Source organism: Halomonas sp. 113 (assembly GCF_904067645.1).
GTDB classification, from domain to species: Bacteria; Pseudomonadota; Gammaproteobacteria; order Pseudomonadales; family Halomonadaceae; genus Vreelandella; species Vreelandella titanicae.
Genome location: NZ_LR881453.1, coordinates 16261 through 32687, shown reverse-complemented (window position 1 = coordinate 32687; position 16427 = coordinate 16261). Strand labels below are relative to the sequence as shown.

Genomic DNA, 16427 nt, shown 5'->3' with positions numbered 1-16427 from the left:
CCCTACTTCACACCATCAGTGATGTAATCGCAGAGATTGTTACATTTTTTCACTATTCTCCCGCTGTGCTTTGCGCGTTTTACCCGCTCTTGAGGGGGGCTGACAAATACCGCACACATAGTGTTGAGCGGGACTATGAGCGTGCGCCACAAACTGCCCAGTGCAACGCGTACACTGATTAAGCTGGAGCAAATCACTCTCGAAAAAGCGTATCAGCGTCCACGCACGGGTTAACCCGAGAACCGGCTCCACCTTTTCCAGCGACATTTGCTCGTCATAGAGCCGATATGCTTTGACAAAGGCATCGATGCGATCACAGCCTGCCGCCTCCTTCAGGCTTAAATAAATGTTGTAAAACAGCGACGAATGAACATTGGGAAGCCAAGTAATAAACCAGTCGGTGGAAAAAGGCAGCATGCCCTTAGGCGGTGACATGCCACGCACTTCCTTATACAGCTTGATCAAACGCGTGCGGCTTAATTCCGTTTCTGTTTCCAGCACCTGAAGGCGCGCACCCAGCTCAATCAATTCGATTGCCAGCTGCACTTGGTGCATTTCATCGACCAAGCTTTTCTGGCTCACTTCTCGCCTCCCGATGGCATTGGCTCAAATGCATCGCTTGCCAACAGCAGTGATGCATGAAGCCCTGCCAACCCCTGATCGCGGGGATTATCTGTAAGCTGTCGAAGCCGCTCGGCACTCGTTTGGCTAAACCGGCACAATAATTGGCTGGTTCGCGCCAACTTGGTAAGCTGGCGAGCATTAAGCGAGACAATCAGCTCGGCAACATCGCTGTCTATTTTTAAGCGAAACATAGCAGCCTCACGATCTTCATCAAGCAAGCGCTGCGCCAGAAGCAAATAAGCTAAATTAATTTCCTGAATTTCATCGAGAAAGTTGGTTTGACTCATAATGTCCCATTAAACGACTCAGGCGCGGTGTTGTGACCATTATACTGGCGCCATTAATGACTTTTTATTACCTACCCTCATGGTTGCATACAATGTCTGTAAATGGCTACTCAGGCGTTTCACGATGAGTTAGCCCTTCCTCTGATAGTTCGAACACCCACACCAGCAGTTCTGCGACAATTTGATAGAGACTTGCCGGAATTTCCGCATCCAGATCTAGCTGCATTAAAAGCGCTACCAACTCAGGCGCATCGTGCACATAAATACCCTGACGCTGAGCTTCAGCCATAATACGTTCGGCCAGATCACCATAGCCTTTCGCCACTACCCGTGGAGCACGGTCATTATCCTGGTAAGCCAGAGCAACAGCTTGACGGCGTCGCTCACCCGGCGTAGCCATGGGGTGCCTCCGCTTCGATATGGCGCGCGCGAAGCTGCACTTTTTGTAAGTCCAAGGCGCTAAGGCGCTTCTCTAACGCGGGCAGTCCAGCGTCAATACGCTGATAAACGTGCGTACTTTCGGTGGTGAAATCGATGCTTAACACGTTTCGATAGAGCCATAGCGACGCGCTGAATGCCCCTAAACTGGGAACATCGAGCTGCATATCAGAACGCCATCCACCGTCTGGCTCTCCCCCCTGCTTTTTTCCTTCCTGGCCCTCTTCACGAGTAGGCAAATTGATTACTAAAGCCATAAAAATGCCTGCCCAGACATCACCTTCCCAGCGAATAGATGGCATCACCAACATTTCAAGCTGGTGGCGCACCAGGCTCTGTAGGCTTTCGTGAACGACCTCGCGAGCCGGTCGATTGGCCATCAGATCGCTCATCTCCCTAGCCTGGCTATACTCCGCCCTTGCTTGATGGCTGTCGCGCGCCTCGCCAGGCATAGGGGCCGGCTGGGCAGGATTAGTCGACACCTGCGAAGCAGCCGCTTGAGCGGGGGTAGCGGGGGTAGCAGCCGTCGAGCCAGTTGCTAAAAAATGGGACGCGCGCGCCAACCGAACCGCTAAGCCTTGTTCATGAGTAACAGGCACTAGCGGCACGTTGGGTAAAATAGCCATGCCTCCCTGCCCTACCGGGGGAGCTGCCAAAGGCGCCCCCGCCCCCACCTGCATAAGCGCCTGTGCTGTCAGGGGCGCTCCAGCTGACTGCGTAGGCATTTGTGGGGTCAGTGGCACCCCAACTGAGACAGCTGTAGACAAGGCAGACGCCGTCGAAGGCGCTGCAGCTGGGAGCGACACATTCGGGCCTGCCGATAAAAGAGGAGTAAGCGGGCGAGGGCCGGGCTGCATTTGCGGTTGGTTCATTAGCTGCTGGCGGGTTCCCTCACCTTGAAACCAGCGCTTTAGATGCGACTCATAAAACAAACCACTATCGCGAATACTTGCCTCTAAGCGTGTTGCTACTGTACTCGCTGCTGGCGCTTCCTGACTGGTGATAAGAGGTGCTTCGGGCCGCATTACCGAGGGAGGGGCTGGAAAGCGCAGCAGCACGTCGGCGATTGTTCGCGCTGCAGGACTAAAATGGGTCTGTGTTGAACCTGTCGTCGAAGGCTGCGCCTCACCTCGGGGTAACGTTCGCCCCCCATCAAGAGGGTGCGGTAAACGCTTTAGGTCGCCTAGCGGTGATGTCGACGCACGGCCATCCAGATTGGCATCACCCATTACGGCACGCGGCCCCTCGCCGGGTGAAACGGGCTTCACAGGCTGACTCAATGCGCGCTGCAGCGACAACTCGCCTTGGCGCCCAAGCACTTGGTGCAAGAGCGTATCAATCAGAGGGGTAATACCACTCACGATGACCTCGTGGAATCAGCATCATCGGCGTCATAAGCTACCGGAGCCCCTTGCTGTGGTGCGTAGGCCCTATGTAAATTCCGCTGACGCTGGGATACCCCTATGAGCTTACCCAGCTCATCACGGCGCGCCACCAAACGACGCCGTATTTCCACATCGTGCTCAAGGATGCGCTCCAGCAGCTCTGCCTTACGCTGCTGAGCAGCGGCATCAAGCACAACGGTGGTATCCAGCTCACGCAACTGATCCACCAGCATTACATAGTTGGTACGCTGATCAATTAGCTCTGCCCACTGTTCGCCATTAGCCAGTTCGTGCATGTGCTCAACGCGGCTCAATAGCGTTTCATAGCTAGTGAGCAGCGTCTGTTGAGCATTTTTATCACGAGCGGATATAGGAGCTGACATTATTGCCTCACGCGCTCTGCTGTTGACCAATATCACGCCAGGCTGAGGCGATATCTTCGAGCAGGCGTTCGGCCTGATTTAAGCTCTCTTCATCGTTACGCAGATTCGCCGCCAACAGTAGGCGCGAAATATAGTCATAAAGCGACGCTAAGCGCTCAGCAATCTCGCCGCCCTGCTCTTGATCAAGAGCCGCTGCGAGGCCATTATTCACAATATCCAACGCCTTCGTTATCGACTTGCCTTTTTCGGCTGTATTACCCGCCTGGATATGGATGCGTGCAGCACGAATAGCGGCCTGGGCGCCGTCAAACAACATCACAATAAGCTGATGAGGATCTGCCGACATCACTCCGCTTTCTACGCCAACACGCGCATAAGCGTTAGCTCCCCGCCCATAGGCGGCGCCACCGCGAGAGTAAGTCATAAGCGGAACTCCTGTGCGTGATTTTATGCTCACCCTCGATTGGGTGAGACCACGATTATTAAAAGGTAAAAATAAACGGCACTACTAGTAACTATCGGCGTGAGTCTGGGGGACTTTAACGGCTTACAACGCTTTTTTCAGCGCAGCCCATGACATCGACCAACTGCCATCACGCATTCACTTCATTGCCACTCAAGTAGACACTGCGATCTCACCGACGGTTCGCCCAAGTCGCTCAGCGATATTGCTCTGCACGACCACTCCCACATTGTCACGCATTGGCGGCTCGACCTGTGGCGCAAGCAATACCTCCGTGGGGTTACCTTTAGCATCAAGACGTAAGATCCACCCCTTCTGCTGGCTAGAGAAGTGCGCCAGCGAACCTACTGGCAATCCCTTGAAATGATCGATATAGCGTTTAATCCAGCGCATATCAAAATGGTGTGGGTGCTGCAATAAATGCCGGTAAATTTGCTGTGCTGTTTTAGCCGGACGATCTGCACGATCACGCCGCATAGCCTCTACTACGTCGACAACGGCACTCGCCTTAGCCAGCTCACTGAGGTCAGCCCCACTCAACCCACTTGGATACCCACTACCATCCATACGCTCGTTAACCCCCCCAATCACCGCCTGGACAATACCCGCCGACAGCCATTGGCAGTTATGTAAACGGTCTAGCAACAGCTGGACATGCTCACTGATCGCCTCTCGATGCTTAGCTTCAAAGTGCGGCGCCTTGAACAGCACCTGAGGCACAAGCGCCTTGCCAAGATCGTGAATAAGACCGCTGGCCACTATCGCCTTGCGCAACTCGCGAGGCATGCTGGCACCCACAAAATCGAGCAAATGCACAGCCACAGCAATACCGTGGCGCACTATTAAAGGCTCGGGAGATAAGCAACGTGAAGCGAACAGCAGCGCCTCACGATCCTCTTCATGAAGACCCAATATGCGATCAGCATAGCGGGAGAGCTGACGCCCATCGATATCGCTACCTTGTTGTAACGACAGCAACTGTGTATCCAGATAGGCAGCGACCTTGACAAGCCGACGCGCCATAGGGGTCGCGTAGCGCTTGACATCACGCCGCCCAAGCAACTCTCCTGCACCCGGTCGCTTGCTTGGCAGCGCGAACAGCGGTGAGGGCTGACGCTCGTTTTGTTCTTCTTTTTTATAGCGTGCCGCTTCGCGCTCTATTTCGCACACGAAATACCAAATTTGCCGCTCTTGCTCCGCACTACACTCAACGAAGTTAAAACCGACGCGCAGTAGATGACGCTCAGCGTCGGTTTTTTGATGACGAGCCTCTCCAAGCACTTCAAAGTAGGTGCCGTCGGGAAAGGTAAACGCCAACTTTAGGGGGCTAGCGGCTCCCGCCAGCAGCCCGCTAGCGGCCAATGGCAATTCAAGCTGGCAGCCATCCTGGGACAAATCCCTCAACTCACCCTCTATCTCGGCATCACCACCATACAAACCTGTCGACACCACCATCCCCATGCGCAGCTCAGCACGGAAGGACTCACGACGCTGCAGCACTTCCAACGATGCAGGATAATCACTGCAACACAAAAAGCGCCCCCCGGCCTGACGCGTCTCCGTCAGTTGCAGGAGCGGCGTTTGCAGCACTTTCCCCTGCGCCTGCCCGCGCAAGTAAAACGCAGCACCACCCTGTAAATGGTGAAGTAAATAGTCAACAGAGGAAAGATCCATCACCAATGCTTGGCCCTGGTGCTGCTCCATCAAGACAATGGGCTCTGGACGAGCTCCCGTCGCAGCAAGACAGAGCGAAACGCCACCGGTTTCGATCAAGGTATTCAGCAGAGACTTGATCACTGTTGTACTTACTATTGTTTCAAACTCATCCTGCTGCGCCACCATTCTCGCCTCGCTTACTCTTATGCGTTAATTAGTTCACCGCAAACTCGAGAAGCATATCAGATGCCCACAGCATGGCGTATGCACAAAAAGCCATCTTTCTCATGCTTATTAGGCGGGCTATAGAAAAGCAAAGAGACAGAGCGTGTAGTGTCGACGCTACCAATAACAAGCAAACACAATGCCATGCCAGTAAGCGTAAAGTTTTTCAGCATCCTGCCGATACCAATGTAGAAACGCTTACTAACTAGCAAAAAACCGAGCTATGGCTGCCGTTTCACGCTATCGCACCACTAACTGGCTGCCAAAGCTGACATTAAAAAGGAACGTGCCCCATGAGCTCACTACCCACCGAAGTAATAACACCACTGTCATCGCCCCTAACTCACTTAAATCCCCGCCAGCGGCTAGAAAACACACTGGCTCAGCTAGCGACAACCAACACTCAGCTTATAAGCGCAGATACCACCGAACAGGAAACTTCTGCCAAACAGAAAACTTCTGCCAACGAACTCGTCGCACCCATTCAACGCATCAACGAGATAATGCGCCCACATGGCTTAGAATTCGAATTAAGCGAAGAAACATCACGCGTGATCACGCGAGTCGTAGACAGGGAGTCTGGCGACGTCATACGCCAGATCCCAGCAGAAGAAGTACTCAAGATTGCCGAGCGACTTGAAGAAATGCAGGGACGAATAATCTCAATTGAAGCCTAATGCGTGACGTAGACAACCCTACACTTGCATGTTCATAACATCACGATATGCAGATACCAAACGATTGCGAACCTGAAGCCCCATTTGAAACGCAACGCTGGCCTTCTGCATGTCAACCATCACGTCATTGAGCTGCAAATCAGGATCACCCGCCTGAAAAGCCATCGCCTGACTGTTAGCCGTCTGCTGAAGTCGGTTAATGCGCTGAATCGAGGCCTGCAGCTCACCACCAAAACCGCCCTGCCCGACAGCCGCTGACGCCTGCGCACCACTAAGGGGCTGCGTGGATGCCGCTTGAGTCGCCATGCCTTGCATCTGCTGTAGCGCAGCCTGTATTGCGGGAGTACTCATACGCTCACCTCAATTCGCAAAAAATATCTAATGCAAAAAGCCTAACACCAAAGCGCCCCGCCTCATACGGACAAATGCGCATAAAAAGCGAAGCTTATCGTTCCTTTATGCTCGACTAGTCACCGGATAATGACTGTCATCACAATTCCGCCTCATCTTTTTGGCGGATAACCGCGATCGACGGATATAGCCTATGCCTTCTTTGGTGATGCGCCTGGGCCGACACCAGTTTTGCCTGCCCCTCTGGAGGGTCGCATGAGCGAAACCGGTGCAACGGCAGGCCGTCAAAACAGTACGAATCAAGCCGCTCCCCGCAGTGGAAATATCAATAGTGGAAGCAACGGTAGTGGAAATACCGAACGCGACACCAGCGGCTCAGCTTTTGAGCGTACGCTGAAACAGCTGCGTGGCAATCCGCTAGTCGCACTGCTTATCGCAGGCGCCGCCTCAATTGCTATTGTGGCGGCTCTATTTATGTGGGCCAGTAGCCCTGAGTACCGCGTGCTGTATAGCAACCTAAGCGAAGCTGATGGTGGCAGCATCATCAATGAGCTCGATACCCGCGGCATTCCTTACCAGTTCAGCGAAGGTGGCCAGGCATTAATGGTGCCTAGTGATCAAGTCCACACACTGCGCCTGCAGCTTGCTGAGCAGGGGTTACCCCGCGGGGGCAACCTTGGCCTTGAACTAATGGACAGCCAGGCATTTGGGATTAGCCAGTTTGCCGAGCAAATTAATTACCAGCGAGGTCTTGAAGGTGAGCTTGCGCGCTCAATCGAATCGCTGGGGCCGGTGGAAAGCGTGAGAGTGCACCTCTCCATGGCCAAGCCATCAGTCTTTATTCGCGACCGTGAGCCAGCTAAAGCATCCGTTGTGATGACTCTTCTACCAGGCCGGGTTTTAGGTGAAGGTCAGGTCAGCGCGATCGTTCATATGGTTTCGGGCAGCGTGCCTGACCTAGCCGCTGAAGATGTCACGGTGGTTAATCAGGATGGCCGACTGCTGTCTGCCGAGACAAGCAACGGTAATGACCTGGATGGTTCACAGCTTGAATATATTGTCGAGGTTGAGCGCTCTTACCAGCAGCGTATTGAGCATATTCTAACGCCCATCTTGGGTCGTGATAATGTGCGCGCCCAGGTTGCAGCGCAAATCGACTTCTCTCGACGCGAGCAGACCTCTGAACGCTACGGGCCCAATCAACCCCCCAACGAAGCAGCCGTACGTAGCCGCCAGCTAAGCCTTACATTTGACGGTGAAGACCCATTGGCCACCGGCATTCCAGGCGCGCTGAGCAACACGCCGCCAGGCACACTGCCCTCCCCCATCAACCAGCCGGAGGGCGAGGAAGAGGATGCTAATCAGCAAGAGGATGTGCCCCCCGAAGCGTTGCGCAACTTGCGTCAGGATGACGTCATCAACTACGAAGTTGATCGCAGCATTGAGCATGTCCAGCATCGCCTTGGTCAGATAGAGCGGCTATCCGCCGCGGTGGTCGTAAACTACCGTTCGGAAATGAACGATGAAGGCGAGTGGGTCGACGTTGCGCTAACCGATGAAGAAATTGCCCAGATTGAGCGTCTAGTTCGTCAAGCAATGGGCTTCTCGCAACTGCGAGGCGATGAAGTGGAGGTCGTCAACTCTCCCTTCGCGCGCAGTGTCGAGGAAACCGCGGAGGTCGAATGGTGGAAAGATCCCAGCGTTCTGTCACTGGCTGGCAAGGTAGGTCGCTACCTATTGGTTGCCCTGGCGATTCTATTGCTCTACCTGCTGATTTTGCGCCCCTTAATTAAACGCTATACCCAAACACCGGTTATGGCGGCAGCAACGCCCGGCGGCACGCTGGCCGCCAGCGTAGGCGGTGAAGATGATGACGAAGAAGGCGAAGAGCCATCAGGCGAGAGCGATGAGACCTACGCCAAGCCGAAGCGTCGGCGTAAAACCTCACTCTATGAGCATAACCTCAATGACCTGCGTGAAATGGCTCAAGAAGACCCCCGCATGGTCGCGATGATCATTCGTAGCTGGATGAATGCCAATGAGTAGTTCAATTGCTGAAATGAACGGGGCTCGCAAGAGCGCCATCTTATTGCTTGCACTAGATGAAGACAGTGCCGCTGAGGTCTTTAAATACCTCGGCGCTGCGGAAGTGCAAGAAATCAGTATGGAGATGGCCCGGCTGAACCAGGTCTCCCATGACGACATGAAGGCGGTGCTCGAAGCATTCCATAAAGAGACCGAAGAGTTTGTAGCGCTTAATCTTAACTCCAGCGATCACATTCGCTCAGTGCTGACCAAAGCACTGGGCAGCGAACGCGCGACGAGTCTGATTGAAGATATTCTAGAGACCACTGGCAATAATTCGGGCATTGACGCGCTTAACCTCATGGAAGCCTCCATGGTGGCCGAACTCATTCGCGACGAGCACCCGCAAATTATCGCAACCATTCTAGTTCACCTGGATCGTCATCAAGCCTCCGACATCCTTGAGCTATTCGAGGAAAAACTGCGCAATGACGTGGTTCTTCGTATCGCTACTTTCAGCGGCGTTCAGCCCGCCGCACTGCAAGAGCTGACCGAAGTACTCACTAGCATGCTGGACGGTCAGAACCTCAAGCGCAGCAAAATGGGCGGCGTAAGAACCGCGGCCGAGATCCTCAACTTGATGAACTCCTCCCAAGAAGAGACCGCCATCGAGACCGTGCGTGCGCACAGTGAGGATTTGGCTCAGAAAATTATCGACGAAATGTTCTTGTTCGAGAATCTGCTCGACCTCGACAACCGCGCTATTCAAATGGTGCTCCAAGAAGTCGATACCAACTCGCTGGTGGTGGCCCTTAAAGGGGCTCAGGACGCCTTGGTGGACAAATTCCTGCGTAATATGTCACAGCGCGCTGCCGATTTAGTTCGTGAAGATATGGAAGCCCGCGGCCCGATCCGCGTCTCTCAGGTGGAAACCGAGCAGAAGGCTATATTGCAGGTCGTTAGGCGCTTAGCTGATTCTGGTGAAATCGTCTTGGCAGGTGGAGACGACGAGTATGTCTAATACTCACTCGCCGAAATTTGATCGCCATGGCGATTGGCGCCGCTGGCAAATGGAAGAACTGGCGTCCACGAAGAGTAGCCATGCCTCAAAGGGCGAGGTACCCACGGCCCATCAACGCAAAGTACAGGCGGCACAAAAAGCGGCTGAACTGGCACGCCAACGTGAAGAGGATGAGCGCCAGGCACTGCACGAGCGTATTCGTCAGCAAGCCGAAAAAGAGGGCTATGACGCAGGCTTTGAGCAGGGTCGCAAAGAGGGGTTGGAAAAGGGGTTAGCAGACGCTGCCGAACAGGCCAAAAAAGAGCTAGAAGCACAAATCCACAAGACCGTTGCGCCGCTGGAAACACTGGGCAAACAGTTTTCAAATGCGCTTGAACGCCTTGATGACACCATCGCCTACGACCTGGTTGAGTTAGCACTGGCCACCGGCAAACAACTTGCTAGCGATGCCCTACAGGACACACCTGAACAAGTTTTGGCCATTGTCCGCGAGCTTCTGCACACCGAGCCTCCCTTGGTAGGCCAGCAACGTCTTTGGCTTAACCCCGATGATCACGCTTTAGTAGAGGAGCACTTGGGTAATGAGCTCAGAGCCGCCAATTGGAAGCTCCAGCCTGATGACCAACTGGCCCGTGGCGGGTGCCGGGTAACCAGTGCTCAGGGTGAAATTGACGCAACCTTTGAAAGCCGTTGGCACGCTATTCAAGCCCAATCGCGCAAACGCGGTCTCAATTCTCCACCCTCCTCTAACGTCCCTTCATCCTAGGCGGATACGCTATGGCAGACACCACCTGTCCCCATCAACATCGCTGGAATAAGGCATTGCGACGCACGCAGCAGCGTGTTAGCCATCTGCCTCGCTACCGCAATAACGGCCGCGTCATTCGTGCGACGGGAATGGTGATTGAAGTGGTTGGGCTACGTGTCGCCGTAGGTAGCGCCTGTCGGATTGAATTGCCGGGCAGCGACGGTCGCTTGTCCGACAGCGATAGGCATGCCGAAGCGGAAGTCGTCGGCTTTTCTGGTGATAAGCTATTCCTGATGCCCTTGGAAGAGGTCATAGGGCTAATGCCTGGCGCTCGCGTCGCGCCTCTTGATGAAAGCGGCAACAACAGTGCCCGCCGCTTCCCTATGGGCGATAGTCTGCTGGGCCGGGTACTGGATGGCAATGGCAATCCGCTTGATGATCGGGAGGGCATCGATGAGATACCTCGAGCAACACTCAGCTCGCCGCCGCTTAATCCGCTTTCTCGCGCGCCAATTGATGCGCAAATTGACGTAGGCATTCGCGCTATTAATGCGCTGCTTTGCGTAGGTCGCGGTCAGCGTATGGGGCTATTTGCAGGCTCCGGTGTGGGCAAGTCAGTATTGCTAGGCATGATGGCACGCTACACCAAGGCCGATGTCATTGTGGTGGGCTTGATTGGTGAGCGGGGCCGTGAAGTACAAGACTTTATCGATAACATTTTGGGCCCTGAGGGTCGACGGCGTGCTGTTGTCGTCGCCGCCCCCGCTGATACCTCACCGCTACAGCGCTTACAGGGTGCCGCGTATGCGACTCGCCTGGCAGAAGGTTTTCGTGACGAAGGTCGCGATGTCCTGCTGATCATGGATTCGTTAACCCGGTACGCCATGGCACAGCGGGAAATTGCCCTGGCCATTGGTGAGCCACCCGCTACTAAAGGTTATCCGCCTTCGGTTTTTGCAAAGCTGCCCGGCTTAGTGGAGCGCGCAGGTAATGCTGAGCGTGGTGGTGGTTCCATTACGGCGTTTTATACCGTGCTAACCGAGGGCGATGATCAACAAGATCCTATTGCCGATTCTGCTCGCGCCATTCTAGACGGGCATATCGTGCTGTCGAGAACGCTAGCGGAAGCAGGTCATTATCCGGCCATCGATATTGAAGCTTCAATTAGCCGAGCAATGACCTCCATCGCCTCAGCAGACCAGCTTCAGGAGGCGCGGGTTTTCAAGCAACTATTCTCACGCTACCAGCGTAACCGGGATCTGATCAGCGTAGGGGCCTACAGCCCTGGCCATGATCCACAGCTCGACGAAGCAGTGAAACGCTTTCCCTCGTTGGAAAACTTCCTTCAACAGAATATTGATGAGTGTGCAACGCTTGCCGATGCTCGCCAAGCGCTACACGCACTGGTAGGAGGACGCGCATGAGTACTTCCCAGCTTGAAATGTTAACCGACCTAGCCAGAGGCGCCCGCGACCAAGCGGGTAAAGTACTGGCACAAGAGCGACAAACGGAGCAACAAACGACCGCTCAGTTACAGTCGCTACTGAGCTATCGGGCGGAGTACGCTGAGCGCTTACAGAAAGCGATGCGTGACGGCATTGACCCTGCCACTATGTACAACTATCAGCAGTTCTTAGCCTCTTTGGACGCGGCCCTAAGCCGCGCTCGACAAGCGTTAGCGTCTCAACAGGCAAGCGTTGAACAGAGTAAAAAGAACTGGCAACAAGAGCAGCGAAAGCTCTCTTCCTACGATACACTGGCGTCGCGTCGACTACTTGAAGAGCACCGCCGCAGTGAACGTCATGAACAAAAAACTAACGATGACTTGGTGACAAGCCGCGCGGCTCGTCAGCATAACGACACTCCGCATTAGCGGGGCCAGGGAACTGAACATGAACATTCACCAGTTGCTTTCGGTCAACCAAAATTCGCCTCAGACGCAGTCTCAAGGCACTTTCGGCCAACAAGACACAGCTAAGGGCGTATTTCATCAAACGCTGTTGCAAGCGTCTGGCACTCAGCGATTATCAGCGTCTGCTTTCAGTGAAGCTGCTGCTTCTCATACGCCGCGATCGCAAGCTCAGCTAAATGAACTCAGCTCTCTTTTGTCGGATGCATCAGCTGACGATGTAGAAAATTTGCACGAAGTCCTGCAAACCCTGGGACTGGATGTCAGTGAGCGCGATTTGTCTGAATTATTGGCTCAGTTGCAACAGCCAAGCTCAGAGGTCAGCCTAGAAACGCTAGGTCTAGATGCTGGAGAAGCATCGACTCCCCTTGACGAAATTGCCGGCCGTCTCGCGCTAATGGCATCTTTTACGGAAAACAGGCCTGAGTTGGCTTCACCCGCTGCCCCAGCCACGCTGGAAGCAATCGCTGAACAGTTAAATATTAGTCAATCGGAAGCGGCACAGCTGGTCGATTCCAAGGGACTCAAGACAATTGCCCAGTATCTAAGTATGGATAAAAGTGGGCCTGGGCAGTCTATCGACCCAGCCGCGCTGGAAGCCATTGCCGATCAGTTAAATATTAATCAAACGGATGCTGCGCAGCCTATCGTCCCAGCAGAGCTGAAGGTCGTCGCTGAGCAGTTAAATATTAGTCAAACGGAAGCAGCACAGCTTGCCTCCGCGCTAAATGCGCTGGCTGGTCAGCTACAAAGTGCCTCCCCCCAATCAGCAGAGTCGGCTCAGTTAACCAATGTCCGCTCGCCTGTTGCCGAGCTCCAGGCAGCCCTAAGGCCACAACCTGATACTTTCTTTGCTCAAATGAACACTGGTAATGCAGCTCAGCAGATTAACTCCCCCACTGCAGCCACCCAGATCAGCAGCGAAGCCCTAATGTCCGCTCTATTGACAGGAGACGGGGCTTCGAAAGCAAGCCCAAGCAGTGAGCACTTACTTACTGGATTATCGTTAAATACCGGCAGCAGTCCGTTAGCTACATCGCAATCTACCCAAGGCTTTTCGCCCAATGTCACACCGACAGCGGCCACTTTAGCGACACCTGTCAACAGCCCCGCCTGGCCACAACAGTTGAGCCAGCAGTTAGTACAGATTTCACAGCGTGGTGGCGAACAGCACGTTCAGATGCAATTAAACCCTGCAGAATTAGGGCCGCTGTCTATCTCCCTGAAGTTTGGTGAACAGGGGGCGCAAGCGCACTTTTTGTCCGCCCATGCCCAGGTACGCCAAGTGCTCGAACAAGCGATTCCCCAGCTGAGGGAAGCGCTGGCTGAGCAAGGCATTTCGCTAGGCGAGACATCGGTTGGCGAACAGCGTGACCCCAACGAGCAGGCTTTTGCTCAATCAGGCGGCAAACAGGGTGCCGAGGCTGGGAGCGGCAACGGCGATATAGGCTTGGATGAATCACTTACCCAAAGCACCGAGCGCAGCCCGCTAAGACTGGATGGGCGGGTCGATCTATACGCCTAAGCATTGACAGAGTGCATGACCATTCTAGAACTACGTCGATTAATACGCTCATAAATACGTACGTGAAATAGCTAAACCAAAAGATAGGCTTGCCAAATAAGCCTGTTCATTTCATCACCAGCATGCGCTTTAGGCATAATACATTGCTAGTGATACGCATGGAGTTCACAGGAATCGCAAATGGCAGAAAAAAGCGGCGGGTCAAAAAAACTGCTCTGGATAATGATCATCCTGGTCTTGCTGTCGTCAGCAGGCGCAGCGGCAGCTATTTATATGGTAATGGATCAGCGTGATGACGGTTCAGAAGACGCTGAGATGCAGCAAGCGATGGAGCGCGAGCCGCCTATTTTTATGCGTATTGAACCCTTTACCGTCAATCTTGCCGATGACAGTTATGGTTCACGCTTGCTCTATACAGGCGTGACTCTTCGTGTGGGTGATGAAGAGAGTAAAACCATTCTAGAAGAGCATATGCCTCAAGTGCGCAGCCGTTTGCTGATGCTGCTATCCGGCAAGCAGGCTGATGAACTTACTTCCCCGGAAGGTAAGCAGCAGCTTGCACAAGCGATTGTTGATCGACTCAACGTCCCGCTGACGGAGAATCAGCCGCCACTTGATTTGCGTGAAGTTTTATTCACCGAATTTATTGTGCAATAACCTCGGGAACTGGAGCCGTTCATGTCACAGGACGATCTACTGTCCCAGGAAGAAATAGATGCCCTGCTAAAGGGCGTTAGTGGAGACGATGAGCCATCGGCTTCGTCTTCCCATGCGTCAGATGAGGCCCGGGTTCGCCCTTACGATCCGTCGACCCAGCATCGCGTTATTCGTGAGCGTTTGCATGCGCTTGATTTTATCAACGAGCGCTTTGCGCGCTATTTTCGTACTGGCCTGTTTAACCTACTGCGGCGTAGCGCGGACATTACCGTCGAGTCAGTTCGCTATCAAAGCTTTAGCGAGTTCTCACGTAATGTTCCCGTGCCTACCAACCTGAACATTGTGTCGATGAAGCCACTGCGGGGTTCAGCACTCGTCGTATTCCCCCCCAATCTCGTTTTTATGGTGGTGGATAACCTTTTCGGTGGTGACGGTCGTTTTGTCACTAAATCGGACGGCCGGGAGTTCACTAATACTGAACAGCGTATTATCCAGCGCCTGCTCAATCTCGCTATTGAGGCATACCAAGAGGCCTGGAAAGTCGTTTATCCGCTGGATGTCAGTTTTTTACGCTCAGAAGTGCAATCAAAGTTTGCCAACATTACCAACTCACCCAATGAAATTGTGGTGAACACCAAGTTCAACATTGAAGTGGGCAACCTATCTAGCAATTTTCAGATATGCATGCCGTACGCCATGATTGAGCCGCTACGCGACTTACTAGCTAACCCAATTAATGACAGCAATCACGACCAAGACGGCAGTTGGTCACGCCGAATGGCAAGTGAGCTGCGTCAGTCGGAAGTGGAGCTAGTCGCTGAATTTGCTCAGATACCCAGCCGTATCGCCCATGTGATGGGATTGAAAAAAGGCGACGTGCTGCCGTTAGACATTCCAAGTTCAATCACCGCAAGCGTTGACGGGGTGCCCGTCATGGAGTGCGAGTACGGAAGTCAACGTCAACAGCATGCACTGCGTGTGTTACATATGATTGACCATGCCGCTATGAATAATGCATCGTCCAAGGACTTCATTAAAGGGTCTACGCGACAGAAAGCCAAGGAATCCAAAGCATGACTGATCCCAATAAGCCTGATCAGAACGTCTCTGACGACGATTGGGCGGATGCCATGTCCGAGCAAGAAGAACCCACCTCCAGCGCCGATGCTGCCAGCGAAGAGGAAGATCCTTGGGCAGCCGCAATGGCGGAACAAGAAGCTGCTGAAGAGAGCGAAGAAGAGACAGCTGCTGCCCCAGAAGAGCCCAAAGCACCTGCAGCGAAAGCGGCAAGTGAGGATATCTTCCGTCCGTTGAGCCCAGACAGCGGCTCTTCCCAGGCGCGTGAGCTTGAGATGATCATGGATATCCCGGTGAAGCTCACCGTGGAACTCGGCCGTACAAAGCTAACTATTAAGCAGTTACTGGAGTTGGCACAAGGGTCTGTTATTGAGCTTGAAGGACTCGCCGGAGAGCCGATGGATATCTTGATTAACGGCTACTTGATTGCTCAAGGCGAAGTTGTTGTGATCGAAGATAAGTACGGCATTCGGATTACTGAAATCATCACGCCTTCTGAACGTATTCATAAATTGAACCGATGAGCGTTGCAACCTCTTCGGCGCAGAATGGTTCGCTCGATGCACTAGGTAACGGTGGCGAGGCATTGGTAGGGATGGCCGTTTTGGGCAAGACTGCCGCGGCTTTAGCTCTCGTTATTGCGATCATTTTAATCTGTACAGCGCTTTTAAAGCGCTGGAGCAACCATACCACTCGCCATGGCGCCCACCTGCGCATTGTGGGCAGTACGGCTGTGGGAAATCGTGAGCGTATCGTGATTGTTGAAGTAGAAGATACCTGGTTGGTTGTTGGAGTGGGAGGTGGCCGAATTACTAAACTCCACGAGCGCCCGGCCCCTGAAGAGCGCCCGCCAACCGCATCAGCTCCGCCTTCCTCACGCTTTGCGCGTCGTTTATCCAAAGCGCTAGCCGCAGGCCGTCGCGACTCGTCTGCGCCCACCGATCCACATCAGACGCCATGAGGTACCGGATGCACC

The 16427-nt window shown here is 53.8% G+C and carries 19 protein-coding genes; 11 read left to right on the top strand and 8 right to left on the bottom strand.

Translation table 11 applies throughout. From position 1 onward, the window contains the following. Positions 1-39: 39 nt before the first annotated feature. The 7 genes from flhC to YERSI8AC_RS00300 form a co-directional block, all read right to left on the bottom strand. The gene (gene flhC / locus YERSI8AC_RS00330) at positions 40-582 is read right to left on the bottom strand and encodes a flagellar transcriptional regulator FlhC (protein ID WP_009288432.1); all 543 of its coding nucleotides are present in this window, start codon (positions 580-582) and stop codon (positions 40-42) included. Then, a complete protein-coding gene (flhD, locus tag YERSI8AC_RS00325) occupies positions 579-911 on the bottom strand; it encodes a flagellar transcriptional regulator FlhD (RefSeq protein WP_022520931.1) in 333 nt (110 codons plus the stop codon). Before flhD ends, flhC begins: the two co-directional genes overlap by 4 nt. 106 nt (positions 912-1017) lie before the next feature. Further along, positions 1018-1311, bottom strand: a complete 294-nt coding sequence (locus YERSI8AC_RS00320; RefSeq protein ID WP_022520932.1) for an EscU/YscU/HrcU family type III secretion system export apparatus switch protein — start codon at positions 1309-1311, stop codon at positions 1018-1020. Continuing rightward, positions 1295-2710: a flagellar hook-length control protein FliK gene (locus tag YERSI8AC_RS00315; RefSeq protein WP_236557215.1), complete on the bottom strand. Its 1416-nt coding sequence runs from the start codon at positions 2708-2710 to the stop codon at positions 1295-1297. The genes YERSI8AC_RS00320 and YERSI8AC_RS00315 overlap by 17 nt, the downstream gene beginning before the upstream one ends. Beyond that, on the bottom strand, positions 2707-3117 hold the full coding sequence (gene fliT / locus YERSI8AC_RS00310) for a flagellar protein FliT (protein ID WP_022520934.1): 411 nt from the start codon (positions 3115-3117) through the stop codon (positions 2707-2709). Before fliT ends, YERSI8AC_RS00315 begins: the two co-directional genes overlap by 4 nt. A gap of 7 nt (positions 3118-3124) precedes the next feature. Then, positions 3125-3541 carry a flagellar export chaperone FliS gene (fliS, locus tag YERSI8AC_RS00305; RefSeq protein ID WP_022520935.1) on the bottom strand — a complete coding sequence of 139 codons (417 nt, stop codon included), beginning with the start codon at positions 3539-3541 and terminating at the stop codon, positions 3125-3127. A gap of 192 nt (positions 3542-3733) precedes the next feature. Continuing rightward, positions 3734-5422, bottom strand: a complete 1689-nt coding sequence (locus YERSI8AC_RS00300; RefSeq protein ID WP_159175898.1) for an HD domain-containing phosphohydrolase — start codon at positions 5420-5422, stop codon at positions 3734-3736. A 332-nt stretch (positions 5423-5754) separates the two neighbouring features. Between YERSI8AC_RS00300 and YERSI8AC_RS00295 the strand changes: the two genes are divergently transcribed. Further along, positions 5755-6138, top strand: coding sequence for a flagellar protein FlaG (locus tag YERSI8AC_RS00295; protein WP_159175897.1), 384 nt, complete (start codon positions 5755-5757; stop codon positions 6136-6138). Positions 6139-6156: 18 nt separating this feature from the next. On the opposite strand, the gene fliE is transcribed toward YERSI8AC_RS00295, so the two are convergent. Next, positions 6157-6489 (bottom strand): flagellar hook-basal body complex protein FliE, encoded by a 333-nt coding sequence (gene fliE, locus YERSI8AC_RS00290; RefSeq protein WP_039860567.1) that lies wholly within the window; start codon positions 6487-6489, stop codon positions 6157-6159. A 255-nt stretch (positions 6490-6744) separates the two neighbouring features. Between fliE and fliF the strand changes: the two genes are divergently transcribed. The 10 genes from fliF (at position 6745) to fliO (ending at position 16412) form a co-directional block, all read left to right on the top strand. Further along, positions 6745-8535 carry a flagellar basal-body MS-ring/collar protein FliF gene (fliF, locus tag YERSI8AC_RS00285; protein ID WP_159175896.1) on the top strand — a complete coding sequence of 597 codons (1791 nt, stop codon included), beginning with the start codon at positions 6745-6747 and terminating at the stop codon, positions 8533-8535. Continuing rightward, complete coding sequence (gene fliG, locus YERSI8AC_RS00280; RefSeq protein ID WP_027958752.1) at positions 8528-9535, top strand: flagellar motor switch protein FliG; 1008 nt, start codon at positions 8528-8530, stop codon at positions 9533-9535. The genes fliF and fliG overlap by 8 nt, the downstream gene beginning before the upstream one ends. Further along, on the top strand, positions 9528-10301 hold the full coding sequence (locus YERSI8AC_RS00275) for a flagellar assembly protein FliH (protein WP_159175895.1): 774 nt from the start codon (positions 9528-9530) through the stop codon (positions 10299-10301). The genes fliG and YERSI8AC_RS00275 overlap by 8 nt, the downstream gene beginning before the upstream one ends. An 11-nt stretch (positions 10302-10312) precedes the next feature. Continuing rightward, entirely contained in the window at positions 10313-11707 is a 1395-nt protein-coding gene (gene fliI / locus YERSI8AC_RS00270) for a flagellar protein export ATPase FliI (RefSeq protein WP_141440174.1), read from the top strand. After that, entirely contained in the window at positions 11704-12156 is a 453-nt protein-coding gene (gene fliJ / locus YERSI8AC_RS00265; protein ID WP_027958749.1) for a flagellar export protein FliJ, read from the top strand. Before fliI ends, fliJ begins: the two co-directional genes overlap by 4 nt. Before the next feature lie 19 nt (positions 12157-12175). After that, on the top strand, positions 12176-13717 hold the full coding sequence (locus YERSI8AC_RS00260) for a flagellar hook-length control protein FliK (protein ID WP_159175894.1): 1542 nt from the start codon (positions 12176-12178) through the stop codon (positions 13715-13717). A gap of 180 nt (positions 13718-13897) precedes the next feature. Then, positions 13898-14374 carry a flagellar basal body-associated protein FliL gene (gene fliL, locus YERSI8AC_RS00255; RefSeq protein WP_009288428.1) on the top strand — a complete coding sequence of 159 codons (477 nt, stop codon included), beginning with the start codon at positions 13898-13900 and terminating at the stop codon, positions 14372-14374. A 21-nt stretch (positions 14375-14395) separates the two neighbouring features. Next, complete coding sequence (gene fliM, locus YERSI8AC_RS00250; protein WP_009288427.1) at positions 14396-15451, top strand: flagellar motor switch protein FliM; 1056 nt, start codon at positions 14396-14398, stop codon at positions 15449-15451. Next, positions 15448-15975 (top strand): flagellar motor switch protein FliN, encoded by a 528-nt coding sequence (gene fliN, locus YERSI8AC_RS00245; RefSeq protein WP_027958747.1) that lies wholly within the window; start codon positions 15448-15450, stop codon positions 15973-15975. Before fliM ends, fliN begins: the two co-directional genes overlap by 4 nt. Next, positions 15972-16412, top strand: coding sequence for a flagellar biosynthetic protein FliO (gene fliO / locus YERSI8AC_RS00240; protein ID WP_027958746.1), 441 nt, complete (start codon positions 15972-15974; stop codon positions 16410-16412). Before fliN ends, fliO begins: the two co-directional genes overlap by 4 nt. Positions 16413-16427 lie beyond the last annotated feature (15 nt).